This window comes from Streptomyces sp. NPDC043176 (genome assembly GCF_056436715.1).
In genome coordinates this window covers 414,298-429,962 of the sequence record NZ_JBWKCA010000005.1, presented here as the reverse complement: position 1 = coordinate 429,962, position 15,665 = coordinate 414,298, and the positions used below count along the sequence as shown (strand labels likewise).

The following is a 15,665-nucleotide window of genomic DNA, read 5'->3' as shown; positions in this document are numbered from 1 at the left end:
GCACACTGGCCTGATCCGCACCGCAACCGGGGAGTCCGCCGTGACCACAGCAAGGGGAGACCAGCCGCAACACGACGCCGGGGTCGACCCGTTGGTCTGCCTGCGCGAACCCACCGACCCCGACTGCGACGTCTTCCTGACGGGCACGGTCTTCCTCGACATCATCTTCACCGGTCTCGACAGCGCCCCCGTCCGGGGCACCGAGTCCTGGGCCCGCGGCATGGGCTCCAGCCCCGGCGGCGTCGCCAACATGGCCACCGCCCTCGCCCGCCTCGGCCTGCGCACCTCCCTCGCCGCCGCCTTCGGCGACGACCACTACGGTGAGTACTGCTGGGACGCCCTGGAGCAGGGCGAGGGCATCGACCTCTCGCTGTCCCGCACGGTCCCCGGCTGGCACTCCCCGGTGACCGTCTCCATGGCCTACGAGGGCGAGCGCACGATGGTCTCCCACGGTCACGAGGCCCCGCCGCTCGACGGCGCCCTGCCGGCCTACCCCCCGCACGCCCGCGCCGCCGTCGCCTCCCTCGTCCCCGGCCGCTCCGAGGACTGGGTCGCCCAGACCGCCCGCGGCGGCGCCAAGGTCTTCGCCGACGTCGGCTGGGACGACACCGGCCGCTGGGACCTGGCCGGGCTCACCGACCTGGAGCACTGCGAGGCCTTCCTGCCCAACGCCGCCGAGGCCATGCGCTACACCCGCACCGACTGCCCCAGGGCCGCCGCCCGCGCCCTCGCCGACAAGGTCCGCTACGCCGTCGTCACCCTCGGCGCCGAGGGCGCCTACGCCGTCGACGGCGCCACCGGCGAGACCGCCGAGGTCCCCGCCATCCAGGTCGCGGCCCTCGACCCCACCGGCGCCGGGGACGTCTTCGTCGCCGGTTTCGTCACCGGCACCCTCGCCGACTGGCCGCTCGCGGACCGCCTCGCCTTCGCCGGCCTGACCGCCGCCCTCTCCGTCCAGGAGTTCGGCGGCTCCCTCTCCGCCCCCACCTGGGGCGAGATCGCCGCCTGGTGGCAGCACGTCCAGGGGCACGCCCGGCAGGACCCCGAGGCCCTGCGCGGCCGCTACGCCTTCTTGGAGCGCCTCCTCCCGGCCCCGGCCCGGCCCTGGCCGCTGCGCCGGGCCGTGCCGACGATCGGCTTCCGGGCCGCCCACTCGTAAACCGCTACGACCTTGTCGGACCCGAGTCGTAGGCTTGGTAGCCCAGAGGCCGTCGAGCGGCGACAGCCCTGCAACGGGGAGGTGTGTGCAGGCCACAGTGCCGGCCCATGACTCAGACACCCACAACCCGCAACGGCGCGTCCGGCGAAGCACGAGCCCGCTTCACCGTCCCCGCCAAGCACCCGATGGTGACCATCCTCGGATCCGGTGACTCGCTGCTCCGCGTCATCGAGCAGTCGTTCCCGGCCGTGGACATCCACGTCCGGGGCAACGAGGTCAGCGCGGTCGGAGACGCGGCGGATGTCTCCCTGATCCAGCGCCTGTTCGACGAGATGATGCTGGTGCTCCGCACCGGTCAGCCGATGACGGAGGACGCAGTGGAACGCTCGATCGCCATGCTCAGGGCGAGCGAGGACGGCTCGGAGACCGGCGAGGAGACCCCCGCCGAGGTGCTCACCCAGAACATCCTCTCCAACCGGGGCCGCACCATCCGCCCCAAGACGCTGAACCAGAAGCGGTACGTCGACGCGATCGACAAGCACACGATCGTCTTCGGCATCGGCCCCGCCGGCACCGGAAAGACCTACCTCGCCATGGCCAAGGCGGTCCAGGCCCTGCAGTCCAAGCAGGTCACCCGGATCATCCTGACCCGGCCCGCCGTCGAAGCGGGCGAGCGCCTGGGCTTCCTCCCCGGCACGCTCTACGAGAAGATCGACCCGTACCTGCGCCCGCTCTACGACGCCCTGCACGACATGCTCGACCCCGACTCGATCCCCAAGCTCATGGCGAGCGGAACGATCGAGGTGGCGCCGCTGGCGTACATGCGCGGCCGGACGCTCAACGACGCGTTCATCATCCTCGACGAGGCGCAGAACACGAACCCCGAGCAGATGAAGATGTTCCTCACCCGCCTCGGCTTCGACTCGAAGATCGTCATCACCGGTGACGTCACCCAGGTCGACCTGCCGAACGGGACGAAGAGCGGTCTGCGGCAGGTCCGCGACATCCTGGACGGCGTCCAGGACGTCCACTTCTCCACGCTCACGTCGCAGGATGTCGTCCGGCACAAGCTCGTCGGCCGTATCGTCGACGCGTACGAGCAGTACGACAGCCGCAACGGGAAGTAGTAACACGCACCATGTCGATCGACGTCAACAACGAGTCCGGCACCGAGGTCGACGAGCAGGCGATCCTCGACATCGCCCGCTACGCGCTCGCGCGCATGCGCATCCACCCGCTCTCCGAGCTCTCGGTGATCGTCGTGGACGCGGAGGCGATGGAGCAGCTCCACATCCAGTGGATGGACCTGCCCGGGCCGACGGACGTCATGTCCTTCCCGATGGACGAGCTGCGTCCGCCGTCGAAGGACGACGAGGAGCCCCCGCAGGGGCTCCTCGGCGACATCGTGCTCTGCCCCGAGGTCGCCACCCAGCAGGGCAAGGACGCGCCGACCGAGCACTCCATGGACGAGGAGCTCCAGCTCCTCACCGTCCACGGCGTGCTGCACCTCCTCGGGTACGACCACGAGGAGCCGGACGAGAAGGCAGAGATGTTCGGCCTCCAGGCGGCGATCGTCGACGGCTGGCGCGCGGAGAAGGGCCTGACCGGCCCGTCCCCGGCGCCGACCGTCTCCTGACCCCGTGGACGTCTCGCTGATCCTCGGCGCCGTCGCGCTGGTCATCGTGGCCTGGCTCGCCGCCTGCGCCGAGGCGGGCCTCGCCCGCGTCTCCAGCTTCCGCGCCGCCGAGGCCGTACGGTCCGGGCGGCGCGGGGCCGAGAAGCTCGCGCAGGTCGCATCCGACCCGACCCGCTACCTCAACGTGGCGCTGCTCGTCCGCGTCGCCTGCGAGATGGCGGCCGGCGTCCTCGTCACGTACGCCTGCCTGGAGGCCTTCCCGGAGACCTGGGAGGCGCTGCTCGTCGCGATCGTCGTCATGGTCCTCGTCTCGTACGTGGCCGTCGGCGTCTCGCCGCGCACCATCGGCCGCCAGCACCCGCTGAACACGGCGACCGCCGCCGCGTACGTGCTCCTCCCGCTGGCCCGGGTCATGGGCCCGATCCCGCAGCTGCTGATCCTCATCGGCAACGCGCTGACCCCGGGCAAGGGCTTCCGTAAGGGCCCCTTCGCCTCCGAGGCCGAGCTGCGGGCCATGGTCGACCTCGCCGAGCAGGAGTCGCTGATCGAGGACGAGGAGCGCCGCATGGTGCACTCGGTCTTCGAGCTGGGCGACACGCTCGTGCGGGAGGTGATGGTGCCGCGCACGGACCTCGTCTGCATCGAGCGGTACAAGACGATCCGTCAGGCCCTCACGCTCGCGCTCCGCTCCGGCTTCTCCCGGATCCCGGTCACCGGCGAGAACGAGGACGACATCGTCGGCATCGTGTACCTGAAGGACCTGGTCCGCAAGACGCACATCAACCGGGACTCCGAGGCGGACCTGGTGGCGACCGCGATGCGGCCCGCCGCCTTCGTGCCGGACACCAAGAACGCGGGCGACCTGCTGCGCGAGATGCAGCAGGAGCGCAACCACGTCGCCGTCGTCATCGACGAGTACGGCGGCACGGCCGGCATCGTCACCATCGAGGACATCCTGGAGGAGATCGTCGGCGAGATCACCGACGAGTACGACCGGGAGCTGCCGCCGGTGCAGGACCTCGGCGAGGGCCGTCACCGGGTCACCGCCCGGCTCGACATCGGCGACCTCGGCGAGCTGTACGGCCTGGGCCCCGACGAGTACGACGACGAGGACGTGGAGACCGTCGGCGGCCTGCTCGCCAAGGCGCTCGGCCGCGTCCCGATCGCCGGCGCCAAGGCGGTCGTGGAGCTGCCGGACGGCCGCTCGCTGCGGCTGACGGCCGAGGCCCCGGCCGGCCGGCGCAACAAGATCGTCACCGTGGTCGTGGAGCCCCTGGAACCGGAGGAAGTATCCGAATGACCCCCGACGAGCTGCGGACCTTCTGCCTGGACTTCAACGACGCCTCGGAGGAGTTCCCGTTCGGACCGGACACCTCCGTCTTCAAGGTGGCCGGGAAGATGTTCGCGCTGTCGTGGCTCGACGGAGACCCGCTGCGGATCAACCTCAAGTGCGACCCGGACGACGCGGTGCGGCTCCGAGAGGAGCACCCCGCGATCGCCCCCGGCTACCACATGAACAAGCGGCACTGGAACACCGTGACCGTCGCGGAGCTCCCGGACCTGATGGTCCGGGAGCTCGTCGAGGACTCGTACGACCTCGTCGTCGCCGGTCTGCCGAAGGCGGTACGGCTCCGCCTCGACCGCCCCTGAGTCAGGACCGGCGCCGCAGGCCGAGGCCGACGAGGACCGCGGTGCCGAGGACGATCGCCGCGTCCAGGGCGATGACCGTGCGGACACCGCCGTACAGGTCGCCGCCCGTGGTCGCGAGCACGCCGAGCAGCGGGATGCCGACCGTGAGGCCGACCTGCTGGGTGGTGGTCACCAGACCGGTCGCCAGGCCCTGCTCCTCGTCCGGGACGCCGGAGGTGACGGTCAGGCCGTACGAGATGATCGCGCCCAGGTGGAACATGCAGGCCAGCGAGGCCGCGACCGTCGCGAGGACCGCCCCGGAGTCCCGGCCGACGCCGAGGACCGCGGCCGTCAGCAGGCCCTGGCCGGCGAGCGAGACGACCAGGACGCGGCGGGTGCCGAACCGGCCGATCACCTTCGGGGCGAGCATGCCGGCCACGATCGCCGCCACGCCCTGCACGCCGAAGACCAGGCCGGTGACGAAGGCCGAGAGGTCCAGCGTCTCCTGGAGGTACAGGGTCAGGACGAAGACGACGGTCGACATCATCGCGAAGGTGACCAGACCGGCCAGGTTGCCGAAGGCGACCGTCCGCTTCCGCAGCATCGGCAGCGACACCAGCGGAGCGGCGTGCCGGGACTCCACCCGCACGAAGACCGCGAGCAGCAGCACGCCCGCCACCAGGGTGACCAGCACGTCCACGCCGCCGAAGCCGCGCTGGGCCGCCGTCGACAGGGCGTAGATCAGGGCGAGCAGACCGCCGGTGACGGTCACCGCGCCCGGCACGTCGAGCCGGGGCCGCTCCGGGGTGCGGGACTCGGGCAGCAGGCCCGGTGCCAGGGGCAGCACGATCAGGGTGAACACGGCGAGCAGGCCCATCGTGGAGCGCCAGCCGAGGGCGTCGGTCATGACGCCGCCGAGCACCATGCCGACGGTGAAGCCCAGCGACAGCACCGTGCCGGAGATGCCGAGCGCCCGGTCGCGCAGCGGCCCCTCGGGGAACGTGGTGGTCAGCAGCGACATGCCGGTGGGGACGATCGCGGCGGCGCCGATGCCCTGGAGGGCGCGGCCGGTGAGGAACGCCGCCGGGTTCCAGGCGAAGGTGGCGAGCAGCGAGGCGGCGCCGAAGAGCGCGAGCCCGGCCAGGAACAGCTTCTTGCGCCCGTAGAGGTCGCCGATCCGGCCGAAGAGGAGCAGGAAGCCTCCGGACGGCAGGGCGAAGGCGGTGACGGCCCACTGGAGGGCGGACTGGCCGAAGCCGAGGTCGGTGCCGAGGACGGGCAGCGCCACGTTCAGGACGGAGAAGTCGAGCGCCACCATGAACTGGGCGGCGCACAGCACGAAGAGGATGAGCCGGGTGCGGCCGGTGAGCACCGGAGGGACCGCGGGGGCCGTGGGTTCTGTGGGGGCGGTCGGAGGAGAGGTCGTCGTTGCCATGCCCCCACCTTCGGCGCCGGGGAACAACGCTGGGGAGCGGGAACTTATCCTGTTGGTCGCACCACCAGGCACCACCAGGCACCAGGCACCAGGCACCAGGCACCAGGCACCACCAGGCATCCACCATGCGTCCAGGGGGAGGAAGCACACGTGGCCACCGTTCTCGAGAGCGCCGACGCGAAGCAGCACCGACTCGCCGAACTGCGCGAGTTCCTGATGAGCCGTCGGGCGCGGGTCAGCCCGGCGGAGGCGGGGCTCCCGGACGGCGGGGCGCGTCGCCGCACCCCGGGCCTGCGCCGGGAGGAGGTCGCGGTCCTCGCGGGGGTCGGGGTCTCCTGGTACCAGTGGCTGGAGCAGGGCCGGGACATCACGGTCTCGCCGCAGGTCCTGGACTCGGTCGCGCGGGTGCTGCGGCTGAGCCCGGCGGAGCGGCGGCACCTGTACGTCCTGGCGGCGCTGAACCCGCCGGCCCTGGAGGCGGCCCCGGAGGACCGGGACATGTGCGACGGGCTGCGGCGCCTGATCGACGCGTGGATGCCGTTCCCGGCGCACATCATGGACCAGTACTGGAACACGGTCATGTACAACGACGCGGCGGCGATCGTGCTCGGGATGCGGCCGGAGATCTCCCAGAACTGCATGATCGCGTTCTTCACCGACCCGCTGTACCGCGCACGGGTGAGCCACTGGGAGGAGCTCGCGCCGAAGGTCGTCGCGCAGTTCCGTTCGGCGTGCTCGGAGTGCGACGACGACGGCGGGTTCCGGGCGGTGATCGACGAGCTCAAGGAGCGCAGCGAGGAGTTCGTGGAGCTGTGGGAGCGGCGGGACATCCTGCCGGGCGGCCAGAACCGCAAGGAGCTGGAGCACCCGGTGGCCGGCACCCTCGTCGTCGAGTCGACCCAGCTCAGGGTTCCCGCCCGCCCCGACCTCGTCATCGTCATGCACACCCCGCTCCCGGAGGCCGACACCGCCGCCAAGCTGGAATGGCTGGTCTCCCCTGAGGGCCGCCGCGGCACGATGTACCCGCTCGCGGGCTGACCCCCCGGGCGGCCCCGGCCGGGACGGACGGGCCACTCGCGGGCCGGCCCCCGAACGACCGGCGGTCGGGACGAGCCGCTCGCGGGCCCCCCGGAGACCGTCGGCCGAGACGGTCCGGTCGAGGACTGAGACGCCCGGCGGCCGGGCGCGGGGCCCGACCTATGCTCGGGGGCATGACACTCAGCAGCGAGCACGGCGACCTCGGCGCCGAGGACCTCAAGATCATCACGCTGGCGCGGAGCGCCCGCGCCCGCAACGGCGTGCCCGAGGGCGCGGCCGTACGCGACGAGACGGGCCGGACGTACGTCGCCGGCACCGTGGAGCTGGAGTCGCTCAGGCTGAGCGCGCTGCGGACCGCGGTGGCCATGGCCGTGGCCAGCGGCGCCCAGTCCCTGGAGGCGGCGGCCGTCGTGTCGAACGCCGAGGCCGCCTCGGACGAGGACCGCGCCGCCGTGCGGGACCTCGGCGGCCCCGAGACCCCCGTGCTCCTCGCCGGCCCCGACGGGCGGCTGCGCGCCGCGGTCCCGGCCGGCTGAGCCGCACGGCGACTTCGGAGCATCGAGGACCCGGCCGCCCGCCGGGTCCTTGCGCGTTTGTGAAGGATCACCGCAACTTCTCTTGCCTTCCCCGGTCGTCTGCGCATCAATGGCATCGGTCCGCCCGACGGATCGTCAGATATCCGCCATTCACGCAGTGTCCGCACCCCCTGCGTTCTCCATCGGAAGGGGTACGAACCCGCCATGAGAAGCAGAAGCACCTTAGGGACCGTCGCGGTCGTCAGCGGCGCGCTGGCGGCCGCCGGACTCGCCTTCGCTCCGACGGCCGGCGCCGTCGCGCCGGGCACCGCCACGGCGACGTACGACTGCGGCAGCTGGGGCGGTGGCGGTGCCACCCTCACGGCCACGCAGAGCGGCACCGCCGCGACCATCACCGTCACCTCGGCCGTCACGACGCCGATCCCGGTCGGCGCCGACACGATCAACGCCACGCTGACGATGGCCAAGGGCGGCGGTGGCACCCGGGTCTTCACCGGCAAGAAGAACCCGGCGCTCGGTGCCGGGCAGTCCGTCGTCATCGGCCCGCTGAGCGGGACCGTGGCCTCGGGCGACAGCCTCAACTCGTACTTCGCGGGGGTCGCCCTCAAGATGGTGATCTTCGGGGTCACGGTGAACTGCGACGCGCTGACGTCGCAGTCGCCCGGCCCGTTCGTCTTCAGCTGACCCCGCTCCGCCCACGACCGGTGTCGCCTTCGGCGGCACCGGTCCCTGCCGTGTCCGCACCGCCGATGAGCTGGGAAAACGTCCCGCACCGCCGATCTTGACAGAATCTGATGGGTCATCAGTCGATGGGTCCCGATCCCATTGACTTCTCTCTCCGCGCAGCCGTCAATGGCGCCCACTCATCCCTCAGGAGGGGGCACACCCATGGCACTCAACCGATCCCGGGCGGCGGCCCGAAGACGGCGCTGGACCGCCGTCCTCGGCGCCACCGCCCTCGCGGTCGGCGGCGGCGCGCTCGCCGCCCCGGCGGGCGCGACGACCACCTCGCAGTCGGTGGAATTCCCGACCCGCTGCGTCCCGCCGCCCATCGCCGGCATCCCGCCGATCGAGGGCACCACCACCGCCGAGATCACGGTCGACAAGCCCAGCCCCAAGGTCGGCGAGACCGTGACCGTGACCTACACGGTCACCAAGCCCGCCGCGTCCAACCCGGTCGACCTCGCGCTCCCGGCCGACATCATGACGCCCAGCGGCAAGGTGGTCCTCGGCGGCGCCCAGACCGGCCAGGTCACCGTCACCGGCCCCAAGAAGAACCCGCCGGTCCCCGGCAAGGGCTCCTTCCCGGCCTTCTCCATGACGGGCACCTTCACGGCCACCGCGGCGGGCTCGATCACGCTCTCGCCCGGCGACTACAACATCCACACCAGCTACCTCATGGAGCTGGACACCCCCTGTACGGTGCTCAACCCGCCCGCCCCGGTCTCCGAGACGGTCGTCGCGAGCCCCGTCACCAACCCCAACACGCGCACGCTCCAGCTCGACAGCGCGTCCGGGGACCCCGGCGTCCGGGTGACGGTCAGCGGATCGAAGTTCACCCCGCTCACCGAGGTCACCGTCGTCGGCCGGGCCGGCGGCGCGGAGACCGCCGACCGGATGACGGTCACGACCGACGCCGAGGGCGGCTTCGCGGCGCGCCTGAAGGTCAACGACCCGGCGACCACCGGGATCGTGGCCTACGAGGGCGCGGCCTGGGACCCGGAGAAGGGCGCCGGACCCGCCGCGTACAAGGTCGTCGTCCCGGCACCGCCGAACAGCCAGACGATCACGGCGGCCGTCACCGCGGGCGAGCTGTCCATGACCCAGGCGGGGGACGCCGTCCAGCTGTCCTCGGTCGACTTCGGCGCGGGCGGCGCGGCCACCGGCGCCCTGCGGACGGTGACCGTCAAGGACTTCCGCGGCGGCCCCGCGGGCTGGTCCCTGACCGGCAAGGTCACCGACTTCAGCGGGCCCGGCGGAGCCATCGGCGCCGGGAACCTCAGCTGGACGCCGGCCTGTACCGCCAAGGCGGGCAGCCCCAGCGCCTGCGCGGCGGGCTCGGCCGGGCCGGTCGGCGGCGGGGGAGCGACCCTCGCGTCCACCCCGAACGGCACGCTCACCGGCGGTGAGTTCACCGTCGACGCGGGCCTCTCCCTCGACGTCCCGGCGTTCACCGCGCCCGGCTCGTACGCGGGCGTCCTCACGCTGACGCTGTCCTGACCACCCCGCGGGCCGGGCGCGCACCCGGCTGGCCCGCTCCGTCTCCGCACCCCCGGGGGGTCCCGCACCCGTGCGCACCAAGCCGTACGTCCTCCTCCTGAGCACCCTCCTCGTGCTGCTCGCCCTCGCGCCGAGCGCGGAGGCCGCCGAGAACGGCGAATGGGCCGTCTACCCGGCCGCCGCCCGGCTCGGCAGCCGCCCCTACTTCTTCCTCTCCGCCGACCCCGGCGGCACCCTCACCGACCGGGTCACCGTCGCCAACAAGACCGCCGCCCCGCTCACCTTCCGGCTGTACGGCGCCGACGCCTACAACACGGACCGGGACGGCGGCTTCGCCGTCCGCACCCGGACGGAGAGGCAGACCGGCGCCGGTGCCTGGATCAAGCCCGAACGGACCCGGGTCACCGTCCCGCCGCGCTCCGCCGTCACCGTGGCGTACACCCTCGCCGTGCCCGCCGACGCGGACCCCGGCGACCACCCCGGCGCCCTCGTCGCGCTCGACGAGCGGATCAGCCCCGGCGGGAAGGGCGCCGTCGCCGTCGGCGTCCAGCGGGCGGTCGCCGCCCGCCTCTACCTCCGGGTCAACGGGCCGACCGTCCCCGCGCTCGCCGTCGAGGACGTGACCCTCGACCAGGACCGGCCGCTCGTCCCCGGCACCCGTACGAGCAGCGCCGTCGTCTCGTACACGCTGCACAACCGGGGCAACGTCACCCTCAACCCCAAGGTCGTGCTCAGGGCCCGGGGCCTCTTCGGCCGCACGCTCCTCGACCGCGACCTGGCCAGGGTCCCCGGCGAGCTGCTGCCCCGCCAGAAGATCCGGCTCACCGAGCGGTGGAGCGGTTCCCCGCAGTTCGACTGGGGCGACATCACCCTCACGGCCACCGCGAAGGACGTGGAGGAGACCGGCGCCGTGTCCTTCCTCGCCCTGCCCTGGCTCGCCGCCGCGGTCCTCGTCGCGGGGGGCGCGGCGGGCGTTCTCGGCCTGCGGATACGGCGCCGCCGGGGCACCGGTCGGGCCCCCGCGGAGGCCTGAGGCCGCACTGAGTGCGTGACGCGGGCGCTCATCGGGGACAATGGCCCCCATGAGCGCTCGCAACCAAGAAACCGAAGCCGTCCACCGGGCCGGCTTCGCCTGCTTCGTCGGCCGCCCCAACGCGGGCAAGTCCACCCTCACGAACGCTCTGGTCGGCCAGAAGGTGGCCATCACCTCGAACCGGCCGCAGACCACCCGGCACACCGTGCGCGGCATCGTGCACCGCCCGGACGCGCAGCTGATCCTGGTCGACACCCCCGGCCTCCACAAGCCGCGCACCCTCCTCGGCGAGCGGCTCAACGACGTCGTGCGCACCACCTGGGCCGAGGTCGACGTGATCGGCTTCTGCCTGCCCGCCGACCAGAAGCTCGGCCCCGGCGACCGGTTCATCGCCAAGGAGCTCGCCGGGATCAAGAAGACCCCGAAGGTCGCGATCATCACCAAGACCGACCTGGTCGACTCCAAGACCCTCGCCGAGCAGCTGATCGCCATCGACCAGCTCGGCAAGGAGCTCGGCTTCGAGTGGGCGCAGATCGTGCCGGTCTCGGCCGTCGGCAACAAGCAGGTCCAGCTCGTCGCCGACCTCCTCGTCCCGCTGCTCCCGGAGTCCCCGCCGCTCTACCCCGAGGGCGACCTCACGGACGAGCCGGAGCAGGTCATGGTCGCGGAGCTGATCCGCGAGGCCGCGCTCGAAGGCGTACGGGACGAGCTGCCGCACTCGATCGCCGTGGTCGTCGAGGAGATGATCCCGCGCGAGAACCGCCCCGCGGACCGGCCGCTGCTCGACATCCACGCCAACGTGTACATCGAGCGCCCCAGCCAGAAGGGCATCATCATCGGCCCCAAGGGCAGCCGCCTCAAGGAGGTCGGCATGAAGTCCCGCAAGCACATCGAGGCCCTGCTCGGCACCCCCGTCTTCCTCGACCTCCACGTCAAGGTCGCCAAGGACTGGCAGCGCGACCCCAAGCAGCTGAGGAAGCTCGGCTTCTAGGCGGTCCGGCCGGAGGCCGGCGCGGCCGTCCGAAGCCCCTGAGGCCCCCTGGGGGCCGAGTGGTGCGAGGACGGCGGAAAGAGAAGCCCCCGAGCAGCCGAGGAAGCCCGGCTTCCAGGCGGTCCGGCCCCTTCGGGGGCCGGGAACGGGCCGCCGACTCCGTCGCCGTTTCCGGTCATCCGGCCCCTTCGGGGGCCGGAGTGCCGTGTTGTCCCTTCGCGCGGGCGGCGCGATCATCCGGTCGGTACGCATCGACACGACCGGTCGATCGAGCAACGGGGGACACACATGGACGTCGTATTCGACACCGAGGCGTTAGCGCCGAAGGCCCGGACCGACGGATGGCGGGACCTGTCGCACCGGGCGCTGTGCGCCACGGAGGTCCGGCCGCCGGACGAGGGCCGGCTGAGGGTGCGGCTCAGGGCCGTGGGCCTGCGGGAGGGCGTGCACCTCTCGGAGCTCACGTACGGGCCGCTGGACTGCCGGCGGACCCCGGAGCTCATCAGGCGGTCGGACCCGGAGCTGTACCACCTGGCCCTGATCACCGGCGGGCGCCAGGACCTGGAGCAGTGCGGCCGCCGCGTGTCGGTGGGCCGGGGCGAGATGGTCCTGTACGACTCCTCGCGGCCGTACGCGGCGTCCGTCACCGCCGACGGGTCCCGGGCGGGCGCGCTCATCCTGAACTTCCCGAAGCGGCTGCTGCCGTTGCGCGACGCCCACGCGGCCCGGCTCCTCGCGGTGCCGCTCTCCGCGCGGCAGGGCGTGGGCGGGCTCCTGGCCCGCCTCCTCGCCGGACTGCGCGAGGAGGCGCCGCACTGCACGCCCCAGGACACCGGGCGGCTCCGGACCACCGTGCTCGACCTGACGGGCGCGGTCCTCGCCCACCACCTCGACCGGGAACTGCCGGCGCCGTCCGCGGAGCGCGTCCTGCTCCTGCGGATCGAGTCGTTCATCCGGGCGCACCTGGGTTCGGAGGACCTGACGCCCGCGGTCGTCGCGGCGGCGCACCAGATGTCGGTCCGCGCGCTGCACCGGCTGTTCCACCACCACGAGACGACGGTCGCCGAGTTCATCCGGCGCCAGCGCCTCGAACACTGCCGCCGCGACCTGACGGCCCTCCACCTCGGCCACCTCACGGTGCACGCCATCGGCGCGCGCTGGGGCTTCCCGCGTCCCGCCGTCTTCAGCCGGTCCTTCCGGAGCGCGTACGGGATGCCGCCGGGCGAGTACCGGAACCGGGCCCTTCGGGGAGCGGGCGCGCAGCGGTAACGACCGGGCACGCGGTGCGAATGCCCCGGCCGGGGGAGGCTGGCTAGCGTCCTGCCCGGCGGTGGAACCACCACCGACCGATACGGGAGGACATCCACATGCTGAAGAAGCTGATCGCGAGTGCGGCCGTGGTCGCCGCGGCCGGGCTCGGCGCCGGCCTCTCCACCACACCGGCCGCCGCGGCCGCGTGCCCGTCCGGGGCGCTCTGCGCGTACCTGTACACGAACTACTCGGGCGACCCGGGCACGGTCTACGGCAACAACACCAACCTGCTCCAGTACAACAAGTTCAACAACGCGGTGTCGGTGTCGAACTCCGGTACGCAGTGCAGCGTCCGCATCTACAGCGGCACGGGATACACCGGCTCCTCGGTGAACATCCCCCGCGGATACGGCATCGGCGACCTCTCCGGCACCGCGTACTACAAGAACGTCGCCTCGAACCGCTGGTGCTGATGACGTGAACCTGCGACCAGCGGCCCTGTTCGTCCTGTGCCTGCTGGCAGTGGGCGGGTGCTCCTCGGCACCCGCCCACCGGGACGCGAGCACCCTCCCCGTCCCCCTGGACGGGGCCACCGTCGTCGCGGAGCGCCAGGCCGTGACGCTGCACGAGGCCGAGGAGCGGGCCGTCGAGGCGTGCATGCGGCGGCGCGGGTTCGCCTACGAACCGGTGCCCGGCGGCCGGTACGCCTCCGCCAACCCCTACGGACTGCTGACGGAGGACGTCGCCCGCGCCGACGGGTACGGCCTGTCGTCCGTCGCCCTCGCCGGCCGCCCCGACGACCCCAACACGGGCGCCGTGGCGCGGCTGGCCGAGCCCCGGCGCACGGCCTGGCAGCAGGCGCTGATCGGCACGGGGAAGCGGCAGGCCACCCTGACGGCGAGCGGCGCGCCGACGCTGCGCGTCAACACCGACGGCTGCGTGTACCTGGCCCGCCGCGAGGTGTACGGCACGGCGTGGGAGCAGGCCGAGGTGGACGCCACCGGGGCGACCGCCGAGGTCGTCGCCCGGGTCGCGGCCGCACCCGAGTTCCTCGCCGCGCAGAAGGCCTGGGCCGCCTGCATGGCGGAGCAGGGGGAGACGGTCACCACGCTCCAGGAGGCCCGCGGGCTCGTCCAGGACGCGCTGCTGCGGGCGGGCGAGGACCGCTCGGCGCTGCTGCGGACGGGCCTGCGCGAGCAGGAGCTGGCGGGGCGCGACGCGCTCTGCCAGGGCCGCGGGGACCTCGCCGCGGTGACGCGCACCACCCAGGAGCGCGTCCAGGCCGGTCTGCCGAAGTCCTCGTGGGCCCGCGCCACCCGGGTCAGGGAGCTGCGCGAGCGCGCCCTGCGGAAGAGCGGCGGCGCCTGACCCGGCGGGCCCCCGCCGGTCAGGCGCCTTCCTTGAGGACCCTCGTGATGAGGGCCCGCTGGGCGTCCGTGAGGCGGGGGTCGTCGCAGTGGACGGTGACGCCGTCGACGGTGATCTCGTAGGAGAAGCCGTCCGGCACGCCCCGGCCCCCGTCACCGCCCTCGTCGAGGACGGTGCCGGCCAGGGCGTGCCAGTCGTCGGCGTCGGTCAGGCCGGCGGTGTCCACCTCCGCCGACCGCTCGATGCCCGCGAAACCGCCCGTGCGTCGCACTCGAATCCGCATGGGCCCTGTCTACCAGCCGGTCAGTCGGTGGGCACCCCCACCGCGGTCCAGGCCTTCAGGACGGCCTGGATCTCCTCGCCCTCGCCGTACCGGGCGCGGGCCGCGGCCACCGTGGCCGCCGCGAACTCGTCGAACCGGGTCTCGGGGGCGAGGGTGCCGCCGGTCATCACGTCGTACCAGATCTGTCCGGCCCGCTCCCAGGCCCTGCCGCCGAGCTCGGTCGCGACCAGGTAGAAGGCGTGGTTGGGGATGCCGGAGTTGATGTGCACGCCGCCGTTGTCGCGGCCCGTGCGGACGTAGTCGTCCATGTGGCCGGGCTGCGGGTCCTTGCCGAGGACGTCGTCGTCGTACGCGGTGCCCGGGGCCTTCATGGAGCGCAGCGCCGCCCCCTGCACGTTCGGGTGGAAGAGGCCCTCGCCGATGAGCCAGTCGGCCTCCTCGGCGCTCTGGTCGAGGGCGTACTGCTTGACGAGGGAGCCGAAGACGTCGGAGACCGACTCGTTGAGGGCGCCGGACTGGCTGAAGTACTCCAGGTTCGCCGAGTACTGCGTGAAGCCGTGGGCGAGCTCGTGCCCGATGACGTCCACCGGGAGGGTGAAGTCGAGGAAGATCTCGTCGTCGCCGTCGCCGAACACCATCTGCTCGCCGTTCCAGAAGGCGTTGCCGTAGTTCTCGTCGTAGTGGACGGAGGCGATCAGCGGCAGTCCGGAACCGTCGATCGAGTCGTGCCCGAAGGCGTCGAGGAACAGGTCGAAGGTGGCGCCGAGGCCGGCGTAGGCGCGGTTGACGGTGGCGTCGGCGACGGCCTCCTCGCCCTCGCCGCGGACCCTGGCGCCCGGCAGGTCGGTGCCGCGCGCGCAGTCGTGGAGGGTCCGGTGCGGCTTGCCGGCGTCGCCGGGGGCGAGCGTGGGGGCGCCGCCCGGCAGCGGCAGCACCCGGAAGGTGCGGGCGGCGGCGTCCGCGACCAGGGTGCGGCGGGCGGCGGCGGCCACGGCCGGGTTCGAGGAGCGGGCCAGGTGCTCCAGGAGGTGGGGCGGCACGATGGAGCAGAAGACGGGCGTCTGGGGGGTCATCCCAGCAATGTGG

At 72.8% G+C, this 15,665-nt stretch carries 17 protein-coding genes; 14 read left to right on the top strand and 3 right to left on the bottom strand.

Features of this window, described 5'->3' with window-relative positions; translation table 11 throughout:
* The first annotated feature begins 40 nt into the window (after window positions 1-40).
* The 5 genes from AC067A_RS11295 (at window position 41) to AC067A_RS11275 (ending at window position 4,445) form a co-directional block, all read left to right on the top strand.
* Entirely contained in the window at window positions 41-1,159 is a 1,119-nt protein-coding gene (locus tag AC067A_RS11295; RefSeq protein WP_478617730.1) for a carbohydrate kinase family protein, read from the top strand.
* Window positions 1,160-1,266: 107 nt separating this feature from the next.
* Complete coding sequence (locus AC067A_RS11290; RefSeq protein WP_478617727.1) at window positions 1,267-2,286, top strand: PhoH family protein; 1,020 nt, start codon at window positions 1,267-1,269, stop codon at window positions 2,284-2,286.
* A gap of 11 nt (window positions 2,287-2,297) precedes the next feature.
* A complete protein-coding gene (gene ybeY / locus AC067A_RS11285) occupies window positions 2,298-2,795 on the top strand; it encodes an rRNA maturation RNase YbeY (protein WP_017239253.1) in 498 nt (165 codons plus the stop codon).
* A gap of 4 nt (window positions 2,796-2,799) precedes the next feature.
* Window positions 2,800-4,095 (top strand): hemolysin family protein, encoded by a 1,296-nt coding sequence (locus AC067A_RS11280; RefSeq protein WP_478617723.1) that lies wholly within the window; start codon window positions 2,800-2,802, stop codon window positions 4,093-4,095.
* On the top strand, window positions 4,092-4,445 hold the full coding sequence (locus tag AC067A_RS11275; RefSeq protein WP_478617720.1) for an MmcQ/YjbR family DNA-binding protein: 354 nt from the start codon (window positions 4,092-4,094) through the stop codon (window positions 4,443-4,445). The genes AC067A_RS11280 and AC067A_RS11275 overlap by 4 nt, the downstream gene beginning before the upstream one ends.
* A 1-nt stretch (window position 4,446) precedes the next feature.
* Here AC067A_RS11275 and AC067A_RS11270 read toward each other — a convergent pair whose 3' ends face one another.
* On the bottom strand, window positions 4,447-5,859 hold the full coding sequence (locus AC067A_RS11270) for an MFS transporter (protein WP_478617717.1): 1,413 nt from the start codon (window positions 5,857-5,859) through the stop codon (window positions 4,447-4,449).
* 150 nt (window positions 5,860-6,009) lie between these two features.
* Here AC067A_RS11270 and AC067A_RS11265 point away from each other — a divergent pair, with 150 nt between their 5' ends.
* The 9 genes from AC067A_RS11265 (at window position 6,010) to AC067A_RS11225 (ending at window position 14,296) form a co-directional block, all read left to right on the top strand.
* Window positions 6,010-6,897: a helix-turn-helix transcriptional regulator gene (locus AC067A_RS11265; protein ID WP_478617715.1), complete on the top strand. Its 888-nt coding sequence runs from the start codon at window positions 6,010-6,012 to the stop codon at window positions 6,895-6,897.
* A gap of 173 nt (window positions 6,898-7,070) precedes the next feature.
* Window positions 7,071-7,433, top strand: coding sequence for a cytidine deaminase (locus AC067A_RS11260; RefSeq protein WP_478617713.1), 363 nt, complete (start codon window positions 7,071-7,073; stop codon window positions 7,431-7,433).
* A 204-nt stretch (window positions 7,434-7,637) separates the two neighbouring features.
* Window positions 7,638-8,117: a hypothetical protein gene (locus AC067A_RS11255; RefSeq protein WP_478617711.1), complete on the top strand. Its 480-nt coding sequence runs from the start codon at window positions 7,638-7,640 to the stop codon at window positions 8,115-8,117.
* Window positions 8,118-8,321: 204 nt separating this feature from the next.
* A complete protein-coding gene (locus AC067A_RS11250) occupies window positions 8,322-9,653 on the top strand; it encodes a beta-xylosidase (protein WP_478617709.1) in 1,332 nt (443 codons plus the stop codon).
* A gap of 70 nt (window positions 9,654-9,723) precedes the next feature.
* Window positions 9,724-10,686 (top strand): DUF916 domain-containing protein, encoded by a 963-nt coding sequence (locus AC067A_RS11245; protein ID WP_478617707.1) that lies wholly within the window; start codon window positions 9,724-9,726, stop codon window positions 10,684-10,686.
* Between the two features lie 40 nt (window positions 10,687-10,726).
* A complete protein-coding gene (era, locus tag AC067A_RS11240; RefSeq protein ID WP_478617704.1) occupies window positions 10,727-11,677 on the top strand; it encodes a GTPase Era in 951 nt (316 codons plus the stop codon).
* Between the two features lie 288 nt (window positions 11,678-11,965).
* Window positions 11,966-12,946, top strand: a complete 981-nt coding sequence (locus AC067A_RS11235) for an AraC-like ligand-binding domain-containing protein (protein WP_478617702.1) — start codon at window positions 11,966-11,968, stop codon at window positions 12,944-12,946.
* Between the two features lie 98 nt (window positions 12,947-13,044).
* The gene (locus AC067A_RS11230) at window positions 13,045-13,401 is read left to right on the top strand and encodes a peptidase inhibitor family I36 protein (RefSeq protein ID WP_478617700.1); all 357 of its coding nucleotides are present in this window, start codon (window positions 13,045-13,047) and stop codon (window positions 13,399-13,401) included.
* Between the two features lie 4 nt (window positions 13,402-13,405).
* Window positions 13,406-14,296: a hypothetical protein gene (locus AC067A_RS11225; RefSeq protein WP_478617697.1), complete on the top strand. Its 891-nt coding sequence runs from the start codon at window positions 13,406-13,408 to the stop codon at window positions 14,294-14,296.
* Window positions 14,297-14,315: 19 nt separating this feature from the next.
* On the opposite strand, the gene AC067A_RS11220 is transcribed toward AC067A_RS11225, so the two are convergent.
* Entirely contained in the window at window positions 14,316-14,579 is a 264-nt protein-coding gene (locus AC067A_RS11220) for a protealysin inhibitor emfourin (RefSeq protein WP_478617694.1), read from the bottom strand.
* Window positions 14,580-14,599: 20 nt separating this feature from the next.
* The gene (locus AC067A_RS11215; RefSeq protein WP_478617691.1) at window positions 14,600-15,652 is read right to left on the bottom strand and encodes a M4 family metallopeptidase; all 1,053 of its coding nucleotides are present in this window, start codon (window positions 15,650-15,652) and stop codon (window positions 14,600-14,602) included.
* Window positions 15,653-15,665 lie beyond the last annotated feature (13 nt).

What these genes read in the sequence shown, in the direction of transcription:
- ybeY (WP_017239253.1), top strand. Translation starts at nt 2,298, where the DNA reads ATGTCGATCGACGTCAACAACGAGTCCGGCACCGAGGTCGACGAGCAG.
- AC067A_RS11250 (WP_478617709.1), top strand. Translation starts at nt 8,322, where the DNA reads ATGGCACTCAACCGATCCCGGGCGGCGGCCCGAAGACGGCGCTGGACC.
- AC067A_RS11255 (WP_478617711.1), top strand. Translation starts at nt 7,638, where the DNA reads ATGAGAAGCAGAAGCACCTTAGGGACCGTCGCGGTCGTCAGCGGCGCG.
- AC067A_RS11230 (WP_478617700.1), top strand. Translation starts at nt 13,045, where the DNA reads ATGCTGAAGAAGCTGATCGCGAGTGCGGCCGTGGTCGCCGCGGCCGGG.
- AC067A_RS11235 (WP_478617702.1), top strand. Translation starts at nt 11,966, where the DNA reads ATGGACGTCGTATTCGACACCGAGGCGTTAGCGCCGAAGGCCCGGACC.
- AC067A_RS11260 (WP_478617713.1), top strand. Translation starts at nt 7,071, where the DNA reads ATGACACTCAGCAGCGAGCACGGCGACCTCGGCGCCGAGGACCTCAAG.
- AC067A_RS11270 (WP_478617717.1), bottom strand. Translation starts at nt 5,859, where the DNA reads ATGGCAACGACGACCTCTCCTCCGACCGCCCCCACAGAACCCACGGCC.
- era (WP_478617704.1), top strand. Translation starts at nt 10,727, where the DNA reads ATGGCCCCCATGAGCGCTCGCAACCAAGAAACCGAAGCCGTCCACCGG.
- AC067A_RS11275 (WP_478617720.1), top strand. Translation starts at nt 4,092, where the DNA reads ATGACCCCCGACGAGCTGCGGACCTTCTGCCTGGACTTCAACGACGCC.
- AC067A_RS11220 (WP_478617694.1), bottom strand. Translation starts at nt 14,579, where the DNA reads ATGCGGATTCGAGTGCGACGCACGGGCGGTTTCGCGGGCATCGAGCGG.
- AC067A_RS11215 (WP_478617691.1), bottom strand. Translation starts at nt 15,652, where the DNA reads ATGACCCCCCAGACGCCCGTCTTCTGCTCCATCGTGCCGCCCCACCTC.
- AC067A_RS11290 (WP_478617727.1), top strand. Translation starts at nt 1,267, where the DNA reads ATGACTCAGACACCCACAACCCGCAACGGCGCGTCCGGCGAAGCACGA.